The sequence below is a fragment of the Pseudomonadales bacterium genome (genome assembly GCA_024234615.1).
In the GTDB taxonomy this organism is placed as follows: Bacteria; Pseudomonadota; Gammaproteobacteria; order Pseudomonadales; family IMCC2047; genus JAJFKB01.
In genome coordinates this window covers 1,226,308-1,246,583 of the sequence record JACKNY010000001.1, presented here as the reverse complement: position 1 = coordinate 1,246,583, position 20,276 = coordinate 1,226,308, and the positions used below count along the sequence as shown (strand labels likewise).

At 50.1% G+C, this 20,276-nt stretch carries 14 protein-coding genes; 8 read left to right on the top strand and 6 right to left on the bottom strand.

Features of this window, described 5'->3' with window-relative positions:
- Positions 1-54 precede the first annotated feature (54 nt).
- Both H6995_05790 and H6995_05785 read right to left on the bottom strand, forming a co-directional pair.
- Entirely contained in the window at positions 55-996 is a 942-nt protein-coding gene (locus tag H6995_05790) for a serine hydrolase (protein MCP5214500.1), read from the bottom strand.
- A complete protein-coding gene (locus tag H6995_05785) occupies positions 993-2,582 on the bottom strand; it encodes a hypothetical protein (GenBank protein MCP5214499.1) in 1,590 nt (529 codons plus the stop codon). The genes H6995_05790 and H6995_05785 overlap by 4 nt, the downstream gene beginning before the upstream one ends.
- On the opposite strand from H6995_05785, the gene H6995_05780 reads away from it, so the two are divergent.
- Both H6995_05780 and H6995_05775 read left to right on the top strand, forming a co-directional pair.
- Positions 2,581-5,358, top strand: a complete 2,778-nt coding sequence (locus H6995_05780; GenBank protein ID MCP5214498.1) for a hypothetical protein — start codon at positions 2,581-2,583, stop codon at positions 5,356-5,358. The genes H6995_05785 and H6995_05780 overlap by 2 nt on opposite strands.
- Positions 5,359-5,360: 2 nt before the next feature.
- Positions 5,361-6,677 (top strand): serine hydrolase, encoded by a 1,317-nt coding sequence (locus H6995_05775; GenBank protein MCP5214497.1) that lies wholly within the window; start codon positions 5,361-5,363, stop codon positions 6,675-6,677.
- 22 nt (positions 6,678-6,699) lie between these two features.
- On the opposite strand, the gene gss is transcribed toward H6995_05775, so the two are convergent.
- The 3 genes from gss to H6995_05760 all read right to left on the bottom strand — a co-directional run bounded on the left by gss (position 6,700) and on the right by H6995_05760 (position 11,563).
- Complete coding sequence (gene gss / locus H6995_05770) at positions 6,700-8,592, bottom strand: bifunctional glutathionylspermidine amidase/synthase (GenBank protein MCP5214496.1); 1,893 nt, start codon at positions 8,590-8,592, stop codon at positions 6,700-6,702.
- A gap of 160 nt (positions 8,593-8,752) precedes the next feature.
- Positions 8,753-10,129 (bottom strand): APC family permease, encoded by a 1,377-nt coding sequence (locus tag H6995_05765; protein ID MCP5214495.1) that lies wholly within the window; start codon positions 10,127-10,129, stop codon positions 8,753-8,755.
- A 66-nt stretch (positions 10,130-10,195) separates the two neighbouring features.
- Positions 10,196-11,563, bottom strand: a complete 1,368-nt coding sequence (locus H6995_05760; protein ID MCP5214494.1) for an aminotransferase class III-fold pyridoxal phosphate-dependent enzyme — start codon at positions 11,561-11,563, stop codon at positions 10,196-10,198.
- Between the two features lie 161 nt (positions 11,564-11,724).
- On the opposite strand from H6995_05760, the gene H6995_05755 reads away from it, so the two are divergent.
- The 5 genes from H6995_05755 to asnB all read left to right on the top strand — a co-directional run bounded on the left by H6995_05755 (position 11,725) and on the right by asnB (position 17,836).
- Positions 11,725-12,498, top strand: coding sequence for a gamma-glutamyl-gamma-aminobutyrate hydrolase family protein (locus tag H6995_05755; GenBank protein MCP5214493.1), 774 nt, complete (start codon positions 11,725-11,727; stop codon positions 12,496-12,498).
- A gap of 154 nt (positions 12,499-12,652) precedes the next feature.
- Positions 12,653-13,102 carry a hypothetical protein gene (locus H6995_05750; GenBank protein ID MCP5214492.1) on the top strand — a complete coding sequence of 150 codons (450 nt, stop codon included), beginning with the start codon at positions 12,653-12,655 and terminating at the stop codon, positions 13,100-13,102.
- The gene (locus H6995_05745; GenBank protein ID MCP5214491.1) at positions 13,099-14,526 is read left to right on the top strand and encodes a sodium:solute symporter family protein; all 1,428 of its coding nucleotides are present in this window, start codon (positions 13,099-13,101) and stop codon (positions 14,524-14,526) included. The genes H6995_05750 and H6995_05745 overlap by 4 nt, the downstream gene beginning before the upstream one ends.
- 112 nt (positions 14,527-14,638) lie before the next feature.
- Positions 14,639-15,718 (top strand): aspartate carbamoyltransferase, encoded by a 1,080-nt coding sequence (locus H6995_05740; GenBank protein ID MCP5214490.1) that lies wholly within the window; start codon positions 14,639-14,641, stop codon positions 15,716-15,718.
- Between the two features lie 105 nt (positions 15,719-15,823).
- Positions 15,824-17,836, top strand: coding sequence for an asparagine synthase (glutamine-hydrolyzing) (gene asnB, locus H6995_05735; GenBank protein MCP5214489.1), 2,013 nt, complete (start codon positions 15,824-15,826; stop codon positions 17,834-17,836).
- Positions 17,837-17,868: 32 nt separating this feature from the next.
- Here the strand turns inward: asnB and H6995_05730 are convergent, their stop codons facing one another.
- Positions 17,869-19,104: a Zn-dependent hydrolase gene (locus H6995_05730; protein ID MCP5214488.1), complete on the bottom strand. Its 1,236-nt coding sequence runs from the start codon at positions 19,102-19,104 to the stop codon at positions 17,869-17,871.
- A gap of 225 nt (positions 19,105-19,329) precedes the next feature.
- Between H6995_05730 and speB the strand changes: the two genes are divergently transcribed.
- Positions 19,330-20,253: an agmatinase gene (speB, locus tag H6995_05725; GenBank protein ID MCP5214487.1), complete on the top strand. Its 924-nt coding sequence runs from the start codon at positions 19,330-19,332 to the stop codon at positions 20,251-20,253.
- The last annotated feature ends 23 nt before the right edge of the window (positions 20,254-20,276 follow it).

Sequence of the window (20,276 nt, the reverse complement as noted above, 5' to 3'; positions counted from 1 at the left end):
TTAATAAGTTAAACAATTTTATTAATCTATAAAGTTAAATATATTAATTCTCTGTTAGTCTTCCTCTAACGGTATCTGCATCGCCAGCTTATTCTGTAGCGAATCCTCAGCAACAGTCACCAGCGTCCGAATGATATCTTCGCCCTTCTCACTCTCTACCAAGCCGACCAGAATATAACGACGCCAATGCGGCCCCCACACCAGGACTGAATCAGCATGCCATTGCTTCCAAGTCCCTGACTTGCGATACAACCTCGCATCAGGAGCTTCTCGATCCAGTGAGTTGACAAATTTATGGTGTATATCAGGATCTACCATATAACCCAACATACGTTGCGAAGCCCGAAAATTAATAATACGCCCCGTTGCCATACGATAATAAAAGCGTGCCACTTGCGTTGCCGTAGCACCATGGGAAATGCCGTTAACCGGGTCAGGTATGCGCCGACTTTGCTTTGCATAGCGCCTCCCTACCCAGAGACCACCACCGGTTTCCTCATCATAAAACTTAAAACGTGGATCCTTTAGCACTGTATTTACTTTGTCTAACCCGCCCAAACGATCAATTGCCCGGGTCGCTGCTTTGTTACTGGACCTACGTATCATATCACTCAAATCTTTATCCAACTGACGATCTAATACCAGATGCCCAGCTTCTACTGCATCGACTGCCGCCAGCAAAATGGCAATTTTGGGTAAGCTCGCCGCATACATCATGGTATTACCGTTAACGTGCGCAAAACGCGGTCTTTCCGGCTCGCTTAAATCCACTAGCGCCACGGCAAGCTTTGAATTTCTAATCAAGCTTGACCAACCCGGTTGTGCACGCAGACGCATTTCCAACTGTGCCTGTAAGCGAGCATCAACTCTGTCCGTTAACGGCTGCCATCTTTGCTCCGACACAGGCACTGGCAATGATGGCAATTTCGGGCTGCTCTGTCCCAAAATACTTAACGTCAAACCCGCCACACATAAAACACCCATCAAGAATTTCATTCGTTTTTTTCACACTCCGTAAGAGAGGATAAACGCCGATGTTCACGCACCACCAATACCGCTAATAACAGCCAGACAAGTATTAGCATCATATTGAAACCTAGAAATTTTGTGATTTCCAATTTGAGTACGCGGCTACCAATAAGCACCGTTAATGCCGCCAACCCATCACCAAAACGCACACAAAGAGTGTCGATAGCAACCTTAGCTTTATAGATCATTTCACGACTGGTCGTCAGCCAAAGCACCTGTCGCGCGGTATTATTAATAGAGTAATTGACGCCATTCTCTGCGGTTTTTGCGGCACTGATAACGGATAAGGTATTACTCGCACTCATCGCACCATAGGAAACCAGAGATACCAGCGGCGGAGTCAACAGTAATGCTCCAAAACCACCATGACGCTGCAATCGAGATACTACAAAAGCTTGTAATAATAACCCGCTCAGATTCACCCAAAAATAGAGATGGCTGTAAAATACGGCGGTTCCACTTTTGATACCCTCGATATCGGTGATTCCCTCACTCGTCAAGGCTTGCTGTACAGCGGCAAAGAGTATGTTTTCGCCATTGGTCATGACCCAAAACATAACAAAGACCATAAAAGCTGTACAACGTAGATAATAATTACTCCATATCAACCGGTAGGCTCCAGCACCATCTCTTGCTGCCGGCTGTTCACGCAACTGAGCACCATCATGACTTTTGGTGATCCCATATCTATCCACATAATGGGCAAGCCCCAGTGCCAGCGCCAGCGGAACAGCGGCATATAACATAAGATCGAAAGTTTCCACTTGCCAGTACTTAACCAGCCGTTCGGATATCCAGGAGCCCGCCACGGCACCAGCCGACGCGCCTACGGCAATTAATGGAAACAAGCGCCGTCCCCGCTCTTCATCATAGAGATCGGCAGCGAAGGACCAAAACTGGGCCACCAGGGTCACCGCAAATATACCCACCCAGATATAAAAAATCACGCCAAGGTACGGTACCTGCACAAACAGGTTGCCCGGATAAAATAGCCAGAAGACAAACAGGTTGGCAAGAAAGAATAAGCCGACACGTTCGATCAAATGTCGTCGCGGCCAATGTCCGGCCAACTTCGCATAAAGTGGAATTAGCGCTAATAACACCAGGGTTTGGCCAAAGCTGGAATAGGCTTTGATTTCCATCTTCGAAAAACCTGAAATCACCGATACCGCCAACCAGCCTTCACGCACCGGCTTGATAAAATAATAGGCGGTGAGCACTAGAAAAATATTTGCCAACAACAACAACGCTGGGCCAACCTCATCGGATTGTACTTCAGTAAACAGGCGTAAAACCCGGTGTAAAACACCTTTTTCGACAACGGAGACAGGATTCAAGATGGTTGTGTTAGGTAGCGTTAGCTTTGGATTACAGGAATCGGTATGATCAGGTAATATTCTTCGCCAAGCAATGACAATCTTGAGAATTTTATTGATGCCGTTGTTCCCTATTTTTGCCTGCCTAGTGCTGTTGACACCAGCTGCTGTGTTTGGCGCTACCCCAACATCACCGCTTAAACCACCGCCGGAGGAAATACTGGAAGAAGCGCGCATGCTGGTAAAGCAGATGAAAAATAACGAGCGCGGCCCTTATCGTCGTATCCGTTGGTTTTGCAATGATGGCTCGATACATCCCCCCCACGCTTACGCCTGCAAAGACCTTGGCGGTGGACGCCAGCATGCTGAGTACTCCGAAGAGCGCAACCGGCTGGCCCATTTAGGCTGGCATGTAGGCACCGTTATTGCCGCGCTATCTTGGGATGAACTTTGGAGTCCGCCTCGTCACACGCGCCTCAGAGAACTACCATTAGAACGCCACATGATCGACCATCACAACGGCTGGGTGTTATCTAAGGCGCTTGATTATCGCGGTCGGGTACAACTTGAAGATGAAGAAACCGCTGGACGTAAATTATTACTACGCTTGCTGCAACAACCTGATTGGTTATCCCAAAACTATCTGCTGGCGCTACAACTAATACAGACAATTCCGCACCATGGTGCCGAAGGGCGTAGTTATCAGATTCGCCAACTCGCTCAGAATATCGCCGAAAAAGATTCCGCTTTTAATCGTCTGCGCATAGAAATTCACTCCAGACCAAGTCCTACAAGTGCAAACCGTGTGCGGATGTGGGCCTTAGAAAGGGACGACTTACCCCCTGATGTGCTTGCCGACACAACGCTGTTGGCGAACGGGCTTGATGACCTTTATGGTGAATCTGCGCGTCAAACTCGCTTATTGAAAGCAGAACAATTCTTGGCGCAAACGGTGCCTGATGTCGCCAGCCTGCTTGCCGCTGGCCGCCAGCAACAAGGTATCGAACGGGTGGCGCGGCTAACCAAGGCTATGGCAACCCTGCGTGATAACACGCCAGCCGATAAGCCTTCCGCTTCCCTGTACCGTTTAAATCTGGTACTTGCCCTGGCCTCAGAAGTACGTGCCGCCGCATCAGAGCTATTGGTACATAATAGTTTGTCACGGCGCGAATTAATCCTGTTGGCAACCCATCTCTTGCAAGGCGCCTGGGCGTCGGGCTTGCTATCCGAAGGTGAACAACAGGCACTGGCAAAACCCATGCTTAAGCTGTTGCAAGAGGACTCAGCTGCCGGTAGCCTCTACTCCCATGCTGCTAGGCGATTGTCTCTGGCTGCCGCTTGGTCAACAATGACGGTACGCTATACTTTTGCGGAAGCCCTTTCACAATATAGTGCGTTGGATCACAGTGCCGAACGTTTCGTCGATGAAACCCTGCGCGGATCGGTGCTGCTGCCCTTGGGCGAGGTCGCCCAGCGCTTAGCCTTGGACGGCGCTGCCGTAGCCGGACTTTCGCATCATTTTTTCGGAACTCGTAGCAGCGGATTATTGGGTATTAATCCCGGCGTAGCGCGCGCTAAACTAAGGGTTATTAGTAGCGAAGAATTGGCCCTGGGGATTCAGCCCGCAGCAGACGAGATTGTCGTTCTGCCAGAAACAGTTGCTGAACTGACACCCGTTGCTGGCATTCTCACCCTCGGCGAAGGCAACCCTCTCTCCCATGTACAAATGCTCGCGCGCAATCTTGGTATTCCCAATTTGGTTGTCGCACCGACGTTACTGCCACGCCTGCAACAGGAAAGCGGTCAAACCGTGCTCTTAGCGGTATCGGCAGATGGCCGGGTTTACTTGGAACGTGAAGTTAATCTACCCGCTTTTGTGCGCGCTAAAACACCGGCCGCAGAATCTATTGCAACGAGTTTAGTCACTGTGCCGCCACCCAACCTTGAGCAGTTATCACTCTTACCCCTGGCAGAGCTGCATGCGGGATTATCCGGCAAACTGGTTGGGCCAAAAGCGGCAAATGTCGGCGAACTAGCGCGGCGTTTTCCCGGCCGGATCGCACCAGCGGTAGCAATACCCTTCGGTATCTTCGCCGAATACACTGAGTCACAAAGAGTACAGGTTGATGCAGCCTACGGCAGGTTTCGCTTAGGCGAGCTGGATCAGGAAGGATTGAATGCGGTACTTGACCAAATGCGTAATGAAGTGAGCTCAACCCTGCTCAGAGAGGATCTCGTTGAACAGCTGAGAACTGCGATGACGCAGGAGTTTGGAGCGCCCAATAGCTACGGCCTGTTCGTGCGCTCTGATACCAATGTCGAGGATCTACCCCAATTCACCGGCGCAGGTTTGAATGAAACCATACCCAATGTAGTGGGGCTGGAGGCCCAATTGAAGGCCATCCCACGCGTTTGGGGATCGGTGTACTCACGTCGGGCAATGGCGTGGCGCGGGCGCATTTTACAGCATCCGGATCAGGTATTTGCCTCGATTCTGTTAATGAAAAGCATAGCGGCGGAAAAATCCGGGGTACTGGTCACTAAAGATCTGCATAGCGGCCAAGCGGGCCTCACGGTTTCAGCGGCCTGGGGGGTAGGAGGCGCCGTTGACAATGAAAGCGCCGCGACGCTGGTTTTACGTGAAGACGGCAGCAGTTTATTGCTGGCCGAGGCGAAAGCACCTTATCGACGCGAGCTTAATCCAAATGGCGGCGTGCAATGGGTGCCAGCAGAAAGCGGGCCCGTACTGAACACCACAGAACAGCACGAACTCCAGAAGCTGGCGGCAGAGGTTATTGCCAACTACCCACCTGTGCGGGACGACCAAGACGAAACCTTGCCCTGGGATATCGAATTTGCCTTTGCTGATGGCAAACTATGGCTGTTACAAATCAGACCACTGGTGCAACGCGGCCATATCGAAGCGAACCAATTGATTAATCGGCTGTTACCCACACCACAACCGAAGGAATCTATTCAACTCGACGAACTTGCCCTTTCCGCCGGAGGCTAGCCATGAGCAAATTACTTGTAACAATGCTTGCTTGCTGTTACCTGTCGGTCGATCTGTTGGCTTATCCATTAAACGGCACGGATAGTGGTATCCGGCGTTTAGAGGGTTCCCGTCTTGCTCAGGAACAGCCTCGTATCGCAAAACTTCCCTCGGGCGCACTGCTCGGTATCGAAGATATTCAATTACACCTGTTGCAACAGACTGATTGGGATATCAACGCTACCACTCAAGATCCGTCGTTACAGGCGGCGTTAAAAGCAATGTTTAGCGACCGCGATCCTTCCTATAGCATCGCCCTGATAGACTTCACCGACAGTCATAACATACGCTGGGCGGGCCTACGCGAAAATCGCGCTCAAGCCCCCGGTAGTGTTGGTAAGATTCTCTGCATGTTGGCGCTGTTTGATGGCCTGCGCCGCGCATTCCCAGCAATTGAAGACCGCCAGCGCTTACTGCGAGAACATATTATTACCGCTGAGAACTGGGTCATTAGCGACGAGCACAAGGTGCCGCGTTTCGACGCAAGCACAGGGATTATGACTTCCGCCATAATCCAACCCGGCGAAGCTTTTACCCTGTCGGAATGGCTGGATCATATGATTTCCGCATCAGCTAATGCGGCCGGCAGCACCATCTGGAAAGAAGCCATGTTATTAAGGGTGTTCGGCGCTGCCTACCCTCCCTCGCCTCAGCAGGAAGCCGATTATTTTCACCTCACACCACGTCAGACACAAAAAAATCTGGCGCAAGAAATTATCAACGATGCCCTTTTTGCTGCTTCGCTCAACCCAGAATACTTGCGAGTTGGCAATTTTTGGACGCGCACGGGCAAACAGCGAATTCCAGGCATCGGCGGCTCCAGCGCCACCCCCAAAGAACTGGCGCGGTTTTTCTTACGACTGGAGCAGGGGCGATTAGTAGACGAATGGTCCAGCTTGGAAATGAAGCGTTTCCTCTACATGACCAAACGCCGTTACCGCTATGCCTATCCACCAGAGCTAGCAAAAGCGGCCATCTATTTTAAAAGTGGGTCGCTATACCGTTGTAAAGAGGAAGTGGGTTATCGCTGTGGCAAATACATGGGCAACGTGGAAAATGCGATGAATTCTGTCGTGATCATCGAGTCACCAGCAAAGCCCGACACAGAGCAACGGCGTTATTTGGTCGCACTCACCTCCAATGTACTGCGAAAAAATTCCGCCTGGGATCACGCCCGTATCGGCGCCGCCATCGAAGAACTAGTGCGCCATGGCAACGCCGTTCCGGTAAACGACCTTGGCGACAATGCCGTCATCAGAGATGCTGGACTCAGCGAATAAGCATGGTTGCTATTTTTGTCTGTTACATCTCGGCATCCGGCAACACCCGTAGCGGCATGGTGTCACTATTGAGTTTAATCACCAACGAGGGGTCGACCCGTACGCCACTCCCCGCATAAGTGCCCGCTGCCGTAAAAGTACTGAGCTGCACGTTGTAACCCTCGATCATGGGGAGTTTGAAAAATTCCTGGAAAATCATATTTTGGCTTTCAAAGCGTCCCTCGGTGCCTTCCAACAATCGGTGATTCTTATCGAAAATACTGATATTCAGACCCGCACGGCCAGCAATGGGCTTGGCGACATAACCTTGCGCCTGCAAATCCTCCGAGAGCTGGAAGGAAGAATTCAACAGGTAATCATGGTTTGGAAACAGCGTCCAAAGTACCGGCAGGATAGCCTTATTGCTGGGAATTAAAGTCCACAGGGGTTCGAACACCATGACGTCTTTACGTAACAGAACATCAACTAACCTCGGCGCTCCGGCATGTTGTTCGCCCGCTGGGTAATTATTGAGTTTTTCTTCATCATCTTCGCATTCGGCACGAATCTGATCCAATGCCGTTTCCCAGGCCCAGGTTTTCCAAACCCAGCGGATTCTATCGCCATCGGCATCCAGAATATTACCCGCCTCATCCCAACTCAGGCCCGTCACGCCATGAATGATCTTACTGCGGATCCCCGCCTCCTCCATCGCTTCCTGCATAAATAGAGCATGATAGGTTTCCTCAAGGTCGCGATCTTGCATAATGTGGAGAACATCCGTCTTCACACCGCTGGCCTGCCAGGCATCGCGTAACTCTGCGTGCAACGCCTGACCCGGATCACGGCCCAGGGTACAGCCAAAATGCTTGGCCCACTTACCCTGAATTTTGCCGCATTCAATATGGCACGAAGCGGAGTCACAGTTATATTCATAGACCTTGAGCCCGCGCTCAGAAAGAGAAAAGTCAAAACGACCGGTGATCATCTGATTACGCCGGTTATTCCAAGATTGCCGGATTTTCCCCCACAATGCGCGAGGGATGTTAAAATTTTCCAGCAATTCAGGATCGCGCAAAACGTAGTCCGTGGCGTGCATAAACAGCTGATGCAATTCATTAGTGGCACGCTTGAGTTCTGCGTTGGCCGTTTCTGAGATGCAAAAGTATTTGTATTGGTCCACCTCAACAGCTGTCATCCTGTGCCCCTGCATCAATTCCACATAGGCCGCTTCATCGGGATTTGCAATGTTCAACCAGGAACGCTCAGCCTGACCGTGATTCGGAACCTCCCGCATCTGCACGTTAAGAAGACGTTTATCCAATGCCGGGAATTTTTCTGCGTAACGATCGTCGTCGGTCTGAATAACCCAGCCGCGAATACTGGCATCGCCAAAGGAACACTCCAACCAATATTCGCCGGATTCCGTCACCTTCGCTTTAATTTCGCGCGCATAGTTTCGACCTGCCGGCCAAATCCTATGCCCCACATTCTGTTCCGCGAAGCGTGTGTAGTGCTCAGTCACTTCCGTCACCACCGCGACATGTCCGGTGTCTTCAAACTCCCCACCTTCATCCCAGATCAGCAGACAGCCCGGCTCGGGATGACGTTTCGAGCCATTGCGAAAGGCATGTAGAGGTAACCTTTTGTTCTCATGGGCGACCCGCACCGAACCAAGGCGAAAAATATCATAAGCCATCGCCACATCATCGAAAATGTAACCTTTGTTCAGATACATCCAGCGTCGCGCAAACTCAACACATTGCCACTTGTAGCCCATATAAATGCCGTCGACGTAGCTTCGATAGGCATGGCGATCAGGTAATTGTTCGTCATCTGCGGTTTCATAATCGGATGAATAAACCGGCACCTCGCCCGGGGCCATCCCCAGAAACGCGCCGAACTTGGCTGGTGGTTCTAGTTTGTGTTCTTGCATTTTCACCTCAGTAAGAATGGCTACGCAATTTACAATACTATTCCCGTTAGCGTACAGAATGCAGTAATAATTTTTTGAGCGATATATGTTTATTGCTTAGGGGAAACTCTGATTAATTCCATAGGAAATAATGAAGAAACCAATTGAACCGCGAAATAGGTTAATGACTACGGAACTTATCTTGCTCTGAACAGCGAATGACTATTTCGCCTAACATAATCATACTAACAGCACCTAACAGCACCGGCCACTGGATGCCCTCGCCGGGTGTATAAACAAAAAGCATTATGGTTAGCAGCAAAACCGAAATGCAGCTACAGGCAAGCACACGGGCGACAAATAGGTTCCCAGGGATGGCGAAGGGTCGAGCACGACGCGGATCAGTGATACGCATTTTGATGAATGCCAGCATCATACCGATATAGGGTAATAAAAAAATGACGGCGCTAAACGCAAACAGCGACCAGAACAGATCTTCGTTCGAACCCGCCATAAAACCATACATAATTAATAGCAAGGTGCTGACCGTACCCATAGCCACAGCCGCGCCAAGCGGTGTCCCACGGCTTTTACTTTCGATGGCGAAGAAGGCAGGCAACTCACCTTCCATTGCCGCTTCCGCTGCCGCCCGATTACAACCCAAGGCCCAGGTAACGCCGTTTGAAAAAAAAGTATAGAGTGCAGCAACGCCTAACGCCAAGGCAAATACCCGCCCTGTTTCCGTTGTGCCAAAGAATAGATAAAGGGTGTCCATCAACCCTTCTACCAGGTTAATTTCTCTGGCTGGGATAGCTGCCAGCACCGCAATAGTAGCTAAGGTATAAAGCACGATAATCATCAGCCCTGAAATAAAAATCGCACGGGGTACATCGCGTGCTGGATTTTTCATTTCTGCGCTACCTGAACTGACCAGTTCAAAGCCTAGCATGCCGTATATGATCGCCGGAATATACTGCAAGCTGGAATTCCAACTGGGCTTCAGGGAAGCCAAGGTTAATTCGTTGGCCATACCATGACTCTGGGTATAAATGAAAGCACCTACGATAATGGCGAGAAATACCACCACTTTAAATATTGCCCCGATATTGGGCACCCACTTGCCAACATCCAGAGTAATGATATTAACGAATACGGCAAACCAAGTCAGGCCAATACCAATACCAATTTGCCAAACCAGCGAAAGCTCTGGAAAGAATAATTGCTTGAAAATACCGGCAAATAAAATATAGATGGCGGGAATCCATACAGCTGTATTCACCCAATAGCTCCAGGTGGCTCTTGACGCCCATCGCCCGCCAAATGCATCACGAATCCAGGCGTAAATTCCACCCTGTTCCGGGTAGGTACAGCCCATTTCCGCAGAGATCAGCGCAAATGGCACAAAGAAGATCAAGCCTAAAAACAACCACCAAAAAATACTCGAAGAACCAACCGAAGCGGCTGCGGTCAAGGTGTCCAGTAAGAGGATAGCGGATACGGTAAAAAGCACCATATCCTTTTGGCCGAGGGTTTTAATATGGTTCACTGTTGCCGTCATTATCCGCTCCCAAGATTATTTTTATCGGCTTTTTTGGTGCCCCGCAAAGGGGTGTAAACCTAGCGGCTAACGAATATTGTAATGCGCCGCAGTCGCATCCAAGGCAAAAAGCAATCGTTCAATCAAGGTATCAATTTCCTGTTTGCTACAGATAACGGGCGGCGCAGAAATAATTGCATCGCCTACGGCTCTCACCATCAATCCGTTGGCTATGGCAGTATCGCGACAGAACAGCGCACCCTCACCGTTTAGCGCCAACTTTTCCCGCGAAGATTTGTCGCTAACCAACTCTAACGCGGCAACCATGCCTTTTACACGCGCCTCTCCTACAAGCGGATGATCCGCCAGTTCTTTCCAGCGCCGCTCTAAATATGGCGCGATATCAGCAACCACCTTTTCAATAATCTTTTCTTCTCTGAGAATATTGATGGTAGCAATGCCCGCTGCGCAGGCCACCGGATGACCGGAATAGGTCAGGCCATGCGCGAAATCGCCGCTGCCGGTACTTAACACATCGGCAATCTTATCCGACACCATAACTCCACCCAAGGGCTGATAGCCGTTAGAAACACCTTTCGCGAAGGTCAACAAATCGGGCTTAATACCGTAGGTCTCGCAACCAAACCAGTTTCCTGTGCGGCCAAAGCCACAAATCACTTCATCGCTGATTAACAAAATTTCGCGCTCGTTACAGATTCGTTGGATTTCCGGCCAATAGGTTTTCGGCGGCACGATAACCCCGCCCGAACCCTGAATCGGCTCCGCAATAAAAGCGGCAATTTTATGCTCACCAATTTCATCGATTTTCTGTTCTAATTCACGCGCCACCTTAAGACCAAACTCATCTCGACTTAATTCGCCGCCTTCTTTAAACCAATGCGGCTGCCCAATATGATGGACGTAATCGAGTCCCGTGTACTGCTTATGCATAAAGTCCATACCACCGAGGCTGGAAGAAGCGATAGTACTGCCGTGGTAGCCATTGATACGGCCAATAAAGTGTTTCTTTTCGGGCTTGCCAAGCAAGTCAAAGTAGCGATGCACCAGTTTGATATTGGTGTCATTGGCCTCTGATCCAGAGTTGGTAAAAAACACATGATTAAATTGGGATGGGGTAACATCCACCAAGGCCTTTGCCATCGTCACCGAAGGCTCATTCGAACAGTTAAAGAAGTTGTTGTAGAAAGGCAGTTTATGCAACTGTTCATTAATCGCGTCAAAGATTTTGGTCTGACTATATCCCAAGTTGCAGCACCAGAGCCCAGACATACCATCCAGAATCTGGTTACCGTCGGTATCGTAGATGTAGATATGCTCCGCACGAGAAATAATCCGTCCACCCGTCTGTTGATACTTTTTAATATCCGTAAACGGATGTAGATGGTGCGCCTTGTCCAGCGCCTGTAATTCCAGTGTTTGGTTTTGGGCATTCATGTAGGTATTCCTATCTTGTTACTTTAAATCAGGCTTTAAATCGTGCCGACAAACCCTACACCTAAGAGGTATGGGGTAAGGGTGTCAAATTAGTGTTAAATATATTGGCACAATTCATTTAGAATTAACTTAACCCAAAAGGGGTGGTTTCAGGAGTTTTTATGCGTTCAAGTCGTTACCCTATCGTTGGCATTCCCTGCGACGTCATCCGCAATGGCATGCATCCCTTTCACGGAGTGGGGGAAAAATATATCAATGCCGTCGCCAACGGCGCGGATGCCTGCCCTTTGTTAATTCCTGCACGGGGTCCCGGTGACGACTTGCAGATTCGCAATGATGATTCAAGCATGGAACGGCTACTCGATACGCTTGACGGACTCTTTTTCCCCGGCAGTCCATCCAACGTGCAACCACACCTATACAGCAAAGAACAAAGTCTTACGCCTGAGGCACACGACCCGCAACGTGATAACACCACGCTACCGCTGATTAAAGCCGCATTAGCACGGAAGATGCCGATACTTGCCGTTTGCCGGGGTATGCAGGAACTCAATGTGGCGCTGGGGGGAACGCTACATCAACGCGTGCATGAAATTCCAGGGATGATGGATCATCGTGAGGATAAAAGCCTATCGAGGGAAGCACAGTACTCAGATACTCATGAAGTGCAATTGGCGCCCGGCGGTATATTAGCGAATTTGGCCAATACCGAATCCATCCGCGTTAACTCTTTGCATGGCCAAGGCATGAATCGACTGGGTAAGGGTTTGCTTGTTGAAGCTTATGCCCCTGATGGTTTGGTCGAAGCCTTCCGCCTGGAAAGTGTGGATCATTTTGTCGTTGGCGTGCAGTGGCACCCTGAATGGCGTTTTCAAGAAAATCCTTTTTCACGTGCCTTGTTCAAGGCTTTTGGCGTAGCCTTGAGATCGCGATAGCAGTCTCCCGTTCCACCCTATCAAAACGCTAGATTACTGGCTCGGAAAAAATTCTGCCGCCATTGCGTCGGGATTTTTTAGTCGATTGGGTCATTTGATTTGACTGCTCACATTTGTTACGGTGCCTCCTAATCCAGCTGATTTGCCCGTTTCCATGCTCACAGATTTACGGATATTACTGTTAATATTAACCGCCTTTCCCGCAATTCTTGTTGCTGCGATAATGCCTTCCTCCCTCACCGTTAACACCGAACTTTCGAAAGAGGGGTTTGTTACGTTGTATTGGGATGTACAGCAGGATACGCAGAACAACGCAACCCCGGCGAGCCTACAAATTTCAAGGGATGCGGCGTTTACCCATCGCCTACGAGAATTGCGGCTACCGCAACAAAACAAGGTACACCTAAGTGGCTTTGAAAATGGTCTCTACTATGCGCGCCTAGTGGGGGAACAACGACAACCGCTCTCCGCCATCATCCAATTTCGTGTGCAACACCACAGCCTGAAAAACGCATTCCTGTTATTCGGTATCGGCCTGCTACTCTTTATTTTATTACTGGCTTGTCTTCTGCAATTTACCCGTAAACATGCACAAAGACCATGATTGACTCTCAGATACCGACACAGACCGCGCTTATTATTTTACTTCTTTTTGGCGCGGGCTGGATTGCTTTTGGCTGGTGGCTCGGGCGTCGTAATAAAACCCTTGAAGACTATATGCTGGCAGGGCGTAACGTCGGGCTGGCCCTCGCCTCGGCCACGGCCATGGCAACCTGGATTACCAGCAACACGACCCTTGTGGCTCCCCAGTTGACTTACCAGTTTGGCATATGGGGCATGGTTGGTTATTCCATGGCCGCGCTCGGACTTATTTTCTTTGCACCCATGGCGCAACGCATCAAAGCACTAATGCCCAGCGGATACACCTGTGGTGATTTTATCCGCCTGCGTTTCGGCAGAACGGCCTGGTATGTTTTCCTGGTAGTTTCCTTTTTCTACGCCATGGGTTGGCTGGTCAGCCTCGGTATGGCCGGAGGCATTCTGTTAGAAGCCTTGAGCGGACTAGATTATCACCTCGGCATGACGGCCATTTTAGTGATCTGTGTTTCCTACACATTACTCGGTGGGTTGCGTGCAGTTATTGCAACAGACTACATTCAGACCTTGATTATTCTCTTTGGCGTCCTCTTTATCGGCTATGTTTGTTGGCGCGATGTCGGCCTGACAACGATTTACCAAAATGTCTCAACAGAACAACCTCAGTTGTTAAACCTGCTTTTCCCGGCAGCGATTATGTTTTTGTTCAATAATATTTTTTTCGGCATCGGTGAAATTTTTCATTCCAATGTCTGGTGGTCTCGGGCTTTTGCCTTTCGGAAAGGGCTCGGCAAACGCGCTTATCTGCTGGCCGGATTGCTCTGGCTGCCGATTCCGATTGTTACCGGCTTTATTGCCCTTGCCAGTTCCTCTTTAAATGTTTATCCGCCAAGTCCGGATATGATTGGCCCCCTGGTAGCAGCTAAATTATTGGGTGAAATCGGCGCCGTATTTGTGTTTATCGTAGTCTTTTCAGCGTTAGCGTCCAGTCTCGACTCGCTCCTTGCCGCCACCGGCGACCTGCTGACCGAAGATATCTACCGTGGCTTGTTGCGTCCAGCCTCTGACAAACAGCACTTATTCAAAGTGAGCAAACTGGTGGTGCTGGGGCTCGGTCTGACAACCTGGGTGCTTTGCTTGCCACGTCTGACAACCTTGGGTGAATTGCTCAATTTTACCGGAGCTTTTGTTGCCAGCACTATTTGGCCCATTGTTTTTGGCTTGTATCGCCGCCGCTTAACGGGCGCTTTCGCGGCACTGGCAATGGGGTTGGGTACACTCAGCGGCTTATTCGGTTATTTTCAGATTGGCTTTTACGTGGCGGCGTTAACTTCCTGCCTGATATCCCTGCTGATATGCGTCATCGGCTTGTGGTTACAGGACGCTCAATTTGATTGGGCGCGATTACAAAACGCAAAGGAGGAGCTTTGATGATCAGCCTAACGCTATTTGAGTTGTTAATTAGCGGTGCGTTACTGGTGACCTGTCTGTCTCCATTGATTTTAATTGGCCTGTTGATCAGGGACTGGAAAAAAGGTGATTTATGGTAACGAAAATTGGTGAAGAGGCGGTGGCGTTCAAACGTGAAGCGCCAGATGTCTATGGCGATGCGCATCCCAAAGCGCTATTAAGAGAGGTACAGGAGGACGGCGATCACCTGAAAAAATTAGCGTCACAACACATTGTTTCTTCCGATCAGTTTGATCGCCAGACACTGCTCCAGCTATTCCGGCTCGCGGCCAAGTACGAAAGCAACCCTGACCGCTATAGCACGCCGCTACAGGGGAAGATACTGATCAGCGCTTTTTACGAGCCCAGCACACGGACACGCCTTTCCTTCGAAAGCGCCTGGCATCGTCTGGGCGGAGACATCATGTCGATTACTGATCGCTCGACAACGGGCATCGCCAAAGGAGAGTCACTGACGGATGTCGGAGAGATGTTCAATAATTATGGCGACTGTGTAGTGCTTCGCGATAGCGGCGAAAGCGCCGTCAAGGAAATGATGCAGACACTACGCATTCCGATTATCAATGCGGGTAATGGATTGGATGAGCATCCAACTCAGGCGCTGGCGGATCTCTACACCATTTTCAAATGGCACCCTCAACTCCTGAACAAGGACTCTGAACTGCATCAGCCTATTAAAATCGGCATTGTCGGGCTACCCAATAAAATGCGGACTGTGCGCAGCTTATTAAAAATGCTCGCCATATTTCCAGAAATTATCGATGAAATCATCATTTTCCATGATACCGGCATTGATACCATTTTCGATGAGGGACAGCGGGAGCAATTGGAAAAAGCAGGTCTTCAGGTACAGGTTAGTAGTGACTTGAACGGCCTGTTGCCGCGACTTGACGTCATATACATCAATGCAATCGCCTGGGTGGGGGAAAGTTTTGAATCCTTCGGCAGGCGCTTTGTGCTCAGCAAGTCGAGCCCATTAAAAGCCGACGCGATCATAATGCACCCTCTCGCACGCGGCGAAGAACTAGCTACCGACCTGGATGAAACGCCGCATAACTGGTATTTCTCGCAAGCACGCGGGGCCGTCTTTTTGCGTATGGCGCTACTGACCTGTATGTGCGAACGCACCGAGCGGGTAATGGACGTAGTGTGACCTTCAACGCATAGGCTAATCCAATCATAGGTATTCATATGACCAACTTCCGATTCGGACTAACTTCTCCTTAGTCCGGTTTTTTGTAACACAAAGGAGCATTATATGTGTGGTATTGCTGGTGTTTTTCACCGCGACGCGCAACAACCGATCGACTCACAACTATTAGTCAACATGGCGGCCATTCAACACCATCGCGGCCCCGATAATTTCGGCTATGCTAACCCGGCTGGCTTGGGCATGGGTATGAGTCATGCGCGCCTGTCAATTATTGATCTCAACGAGGAGCGAGGCCGCCAGCCGTACGTATCACCCGAACAAAATCTTTGGCTAGTACATAACGGCGAGTTTTACGATTTCCAGCGCATTCGCGCTAACCTGGTTTCAACTGGCGACCGTTTCGCCAGCAAAAGTGATTCTGAAATTATTCTGCACCTCTATCCACGCTATGGTATGGAAAAAACGCTGGACTATTTACGTGGTGAGTTTGCTTTTGCCCTGTTCGATAAGGCCGAAGACTGCCTTTACCTGGTACGCGATCGGTTCGGCGTTAAGCCCCTATATTGGGCGGAGACCGAAGACGGCGTCGTTTTCGGTTCGGAACTGAAAGTACTGTTTGCTCATCCCGGCGTGAAACGCGAGCTCACAGCAGAAGGTGTCTACCACCAATTAATTCAAGTCATGGTGCCCGGCAGCACCGCCTTCAAAGGTGTGCATCAAGTGCCGCCCGGACAGCTGATTAAAATTCAACGCAAAGACGGCCAACTAAAAATTCATCAACAAAAATACTGGGATATCGACTTTCCCGTGGCCGGGGATTATGTCAATCAACGCGATGAAAATTATTACATCGAAGGGGTCAGAGAGCAGTTACTGGAAGCCGTACAACATCGTCTGCAGGCGGATGTTCCAGTAGGCTGTTACCTGTCCGGCGGTATTGATTCGTGCTCCATTCTTGGCCTATCCGCCGCCGTACGCCAAGATCCCGTTAAAGCATTCACCATCGGATTTGACAGTAGCGACTATGACGAAACCCCAATTGCCCGCGAAATGGCTGAAATGACCGGCGCGGAACAATTGGTACTATCCCTCTCCGCCGAACAACTGTATGACCATTTCGCCCGCACACTCTGGCACACCGAAAGAACTATCTACAATACCCTGGGGGTCGCCAAGTTATTGATGAGCGAAACGGTGAAGAAAAATCGCTATAAGGTCGTGCTGACCGGTGAAGGCTCCGACGAGCTATTCGCTGGTTATCCCGCCTTCCGCAAAGATATGTTTCTGTATGGCCTGGACAACCTGCCTGCCAGTTTGCGCAAAGAATGGCAGGCCAGCCTGGAAGCCAGCAACCAATTATTTCGTGGCGCTATGTTGCCACGTGAAGATTTTAGCTCGGCAGCAATGAATGCTGTGGTGGGCTTCACTCCCAGCTGTTTACAAAACTGGCTACACTGTCATGATTTCGCCATGCCGTTGATTAATCCGCAATGGCGCCAGCAATTAGCGGACTATGACGCCGGTGACGCCATCGCCGCGACATTCGATAAAAGCCAGCTGGATGGCAGGCATCCCTTAGATAAAGCGCAATATGTCTGGATCAAAACCATGCTTGAAGGTCAAATCCTGACTTGGGGCGGGGATCGGGTAGATATGGCAAACTCAATGGAGGCACGCCCTCCATTTTTGGATCACCATCTGGCACGGTTCGCAACCCAGGTACCACCGCAACTACGGATCAAGGGTGCAACCGAAAAATACGTCTTACGCGAAGCGATGAAAGGGCTGCTGCCGGAAACCCTGTATAAACGGCAGAAGTTTGCGTTCATGGCGCCGCCAGCGCATACCGACAAAAAGAAATGGCGCTCGATGCTGGGTCTGATGCACGAATACGCGAACAGGGAGAAGGTTGAGGCTGCCGGCCTACTTGATTATCAGGCGATAGAAACGCTGCTAAATAATCACGAAAACCCAGCGATGGATAACGAGACTAAAGTTCAGTTAGATGCCATGATCAATCATATTCTTGGCGTGCAATTGCTGCATCACCACTTTGTTGCGCAGGATGTGCCGAAATTCGCCGCACAACGCGCAGAAGCATTAAACTGGACGGCATAACCTGAGTTACTCGCAAAACGCTGCGGACAGTCTTATTCCGCCGCCAGTTCAATGACCGTATTCAACAATACATTGCAGCCCTTTTCGACATCCGCCCAGTGCGACCATTCGTCTGGCGCATGGCTAATACCGCCGATACTGGGAATAAATATCATACCAGTCGGTGTAATATCAGTGAAAAACTGAGCATCGTGTCCGGCGCCGCTGGGCATGATTTCATAGCTATAATTCAGTTTGCGGGTATGTGCTTCGATCAGCGACATAATGTCTTGCGAACAACTTTTCGGCCCCAACCAACTCATTTGTTCATACTCAAACATCAAGCGGTGCCGACGCGCAATCGATGATAAAGCTTTGCGACAGTTGGCCGCCAATTCGTGCATAACCTCCTCAGACATATCGCGGCCTACCAGAGTAAAATCCGCCTCTCCGGGGATGGTGTGGGCGTAGCCGGGTTTCAGTTCAACCCGTCCGATAGTCAGACGCGATTTATCGGTACCGTCCTCGTCAATGATACGCTGAATTTCATGGGCGAAATCCGCCACCCCCATAAAGGCATCGCTGCGCATATTCATCGGCGCCGTTCCCGCATGATCGGCTTTGCCAATCAATTTGATCAACCACTTGAATACACCGGAAATACCCTCGACAACGCCAATGCTATTACCGCTGGCTTCTAGCACCGGACCCTGTTCGATGTGCAGTTCAAGAAACGCCTTTATGCTTTCCGGTGTACGGTAAGCGTGCAGTGCCTGATGATAATCCAATCCCCGTTGGGCCATCGCGTCGACCAAGCTTAAACCTTCTGGCGCTTTGGCATGTTCCAGCCAGTCCAGCGTCAGTGCGCCGGTCAATGCCTGAGCGCCCAGCATCCCGCCAAAACGCCCCTCTTCTTCACTGGTGGCGATTACTTCAATCGGGTGTTTCAGGGGTATTTTTTGCTCCTGGATCACCCTAATACACTCAAGACCTGCGATCACCCCAAGCACACCGTCAAACATTCCCCCGGCGGGTACCGAGTCCAGATGCGAACCGATTAGAACCGCTGGCTGCTCATCATCTCCCAAGCGTCCGCAAACATTACCCACGCCGTCCATATGCGTAACCAGCCTATGTTGGCGAAAATAATCCATTAACCAAGTGCGTGCCTGCCAGTCGGCTTCACTAAATCCTTGTCGATAAATACCTTTCTCGGCGGCGTTGCAACCGAACTCGGATAAACGGTAAAGGTCTTTTTCAATACGCTGAATATTGACGGAACAGTTGATAAGAACCTCCTCGGCTGCTAAGACAGGAATTACCAATCTACGCAAGTTGAATCGTTATTTCAAATCCAAGCGGATTATTCATGAACCGTTTGCTGATTGAAATAAGGGGGCAAACTACCCCAAAGGGCTATTTTCTTTTTTTCTGTTGCGCTTTAGTCTAAGAAACCTCTGATGGATTTCTTAATGTCTTTGCATTACTGATAATCAAGCTGACGGGTAAAAGCCATGTACAAAAAACGCAAACAAACTCTGGGCCGTATGGAGCCATCCCTGTATGCCAACCCTTTCGGCTATTTGCAATGCCCCCTAACGCGGGATCTCACGCAAGCCGATGTCGTGGTATTAGGCGTACCCTATGATCTGGCGACATCAGGCCGCGCCGGGGCCCGCTCCGGCCCGGCAGCGATTCGAAAAATATCCAGCAACCTGACCTGGGAGGAAAAACGCTGGCCCTGGCGTTTCAATCTGCATGAAAAACTGCGGATAATTGACTACGGTGATTTGGAGTTCCCTACCGGTGATAGCGAAACCTTCGTCTCGCTATTGGAATCCACTGCGGCACAAGTACTAGATGCCGGAAAAACTCTTTTATGTCTGGGTGGAGACCATTTTATTTCCCTACCCCTGATGCGGGCACACGCGAGAACACACGGACCCATTTCGATCATTCATTTCGATGCACACACAGATACCGAAGAATCCGACAACCCCTATAATCACGGTGCCATGTTTTATCAGGGGCCGAAGGAAGGTATTATCGATCCTTCGTATTCGGTGCAGATTGGCATCCGCACCGAGTATCCGTTCGAGACTCACGAATACCTGGTGATTGATGCGGATAAAGCCAACGCCTGTTCAGCGAAAGAAGTCGGCCTTGCCATCAAACAAAGAATCCAAGATACACCCGCCTACGTCACCTTCGATATTGACTGCCTAGATCCGGCTTACGCACCTGGTACCGGGACACCGGTTGCAGGCGGCATGAACACCAACAAAGTATTGCAAATTCTACGCGAACTGGTGGGTTGTCGTTTAATCGGGATGGACATTGTCGAGGTCGCCCCGGCCTACGATCATGCTGAAATAACCGCGCTCGCAGCAGCAACTATCGGCCTGGAATTTTTAAACGTACTGGCCGCTGCAAAGTAAATAAAACGAGAACGGCCCCGGAA

Coding starts and splice junctions, on each gene's coding strand:
- H6995_05755 (MCP5214493.1), top strand. CDS start 11,725: ATGCGTTCAAGTCGTTACCCTATCGTTGGCATTCCCTGCGACGTCATC.
- H6995_05775 (MCP5214497.1), top strand. CDS start 5,361: ATGAGCAAATTACTTGTAACAATGCTTGCTTGCTGTTACCTGTCGGTC.
- H6995_05745 (MCP5214491.1), top strand. CDS start 13,099: ATGATTGACTCTCAGATACCGACACAGACCGCGCTTATTATTTTACTT.
- asnB (MCP5214489.1), top strand. CDS start 15,824: ATGTGTGGTATTGCTGGTGTTTTTCACCGCGACGCGCAACAACCGATC.
- H6995_05790 (MCP5214500.1), bottom strand. CDS start 996: ATGAAATTCTTGATGGGTGTTTTATGTGTGGCGGGTTTGACGTTAAGT.
- H6995_05780 (MCP5214498.1), top strand. CDS start 2,581: ATGCTGGTAAAGCAGATGAAAAATAACGAGCGCGGCCCTTATCGTCGT.
- gss (MCP5214496.1), bottom strand. CDS start 8,592: ATGCAAGAACACAAACTAGAACCACCAGCCAAGTTCGGCGCGTTTCTG.
- H6995_05765 (MCP5214495.1), bottom strand. CDS start 10,129: ATGACGGCAACAGTGAACCATATTAAAACCCTCGGCCAAAAGGATATG.
- H6995_05750 (MCP5214492.1), top strand. CDS start 12,653: ATGCTCACAGATTTACGGATATTACTGTTAATATTAACCGCCTTTCCC.
- speB (MCP5214487.1), top strand. CDS start 19,330: ATGTACAAAAAACGCAAACAAACTCTGGGCCGTATGGAGCCATCCCTG.
- H6995_05785 (MCP5214499.1), bottom strand. CDS start 2,582: ATGCGCGCTTCTTCCAGTATTTCCTCCGGCGGTGGTTTAAGCGGTGAT.
- H6995_05760 (MCP5214494.1), bottom strand. CDS start 11,563: ATGAATGCCCAAAACCAAACACTGGAATTACAGGCGCTGGACAAGGCG.
- H6995_05740 (MCP5214490.1), top strand. CDS start 14,639: ATGGTAACGAAAATTGGTGAAGAGGCGGTGGCGTTCAAACGTGAAGCG.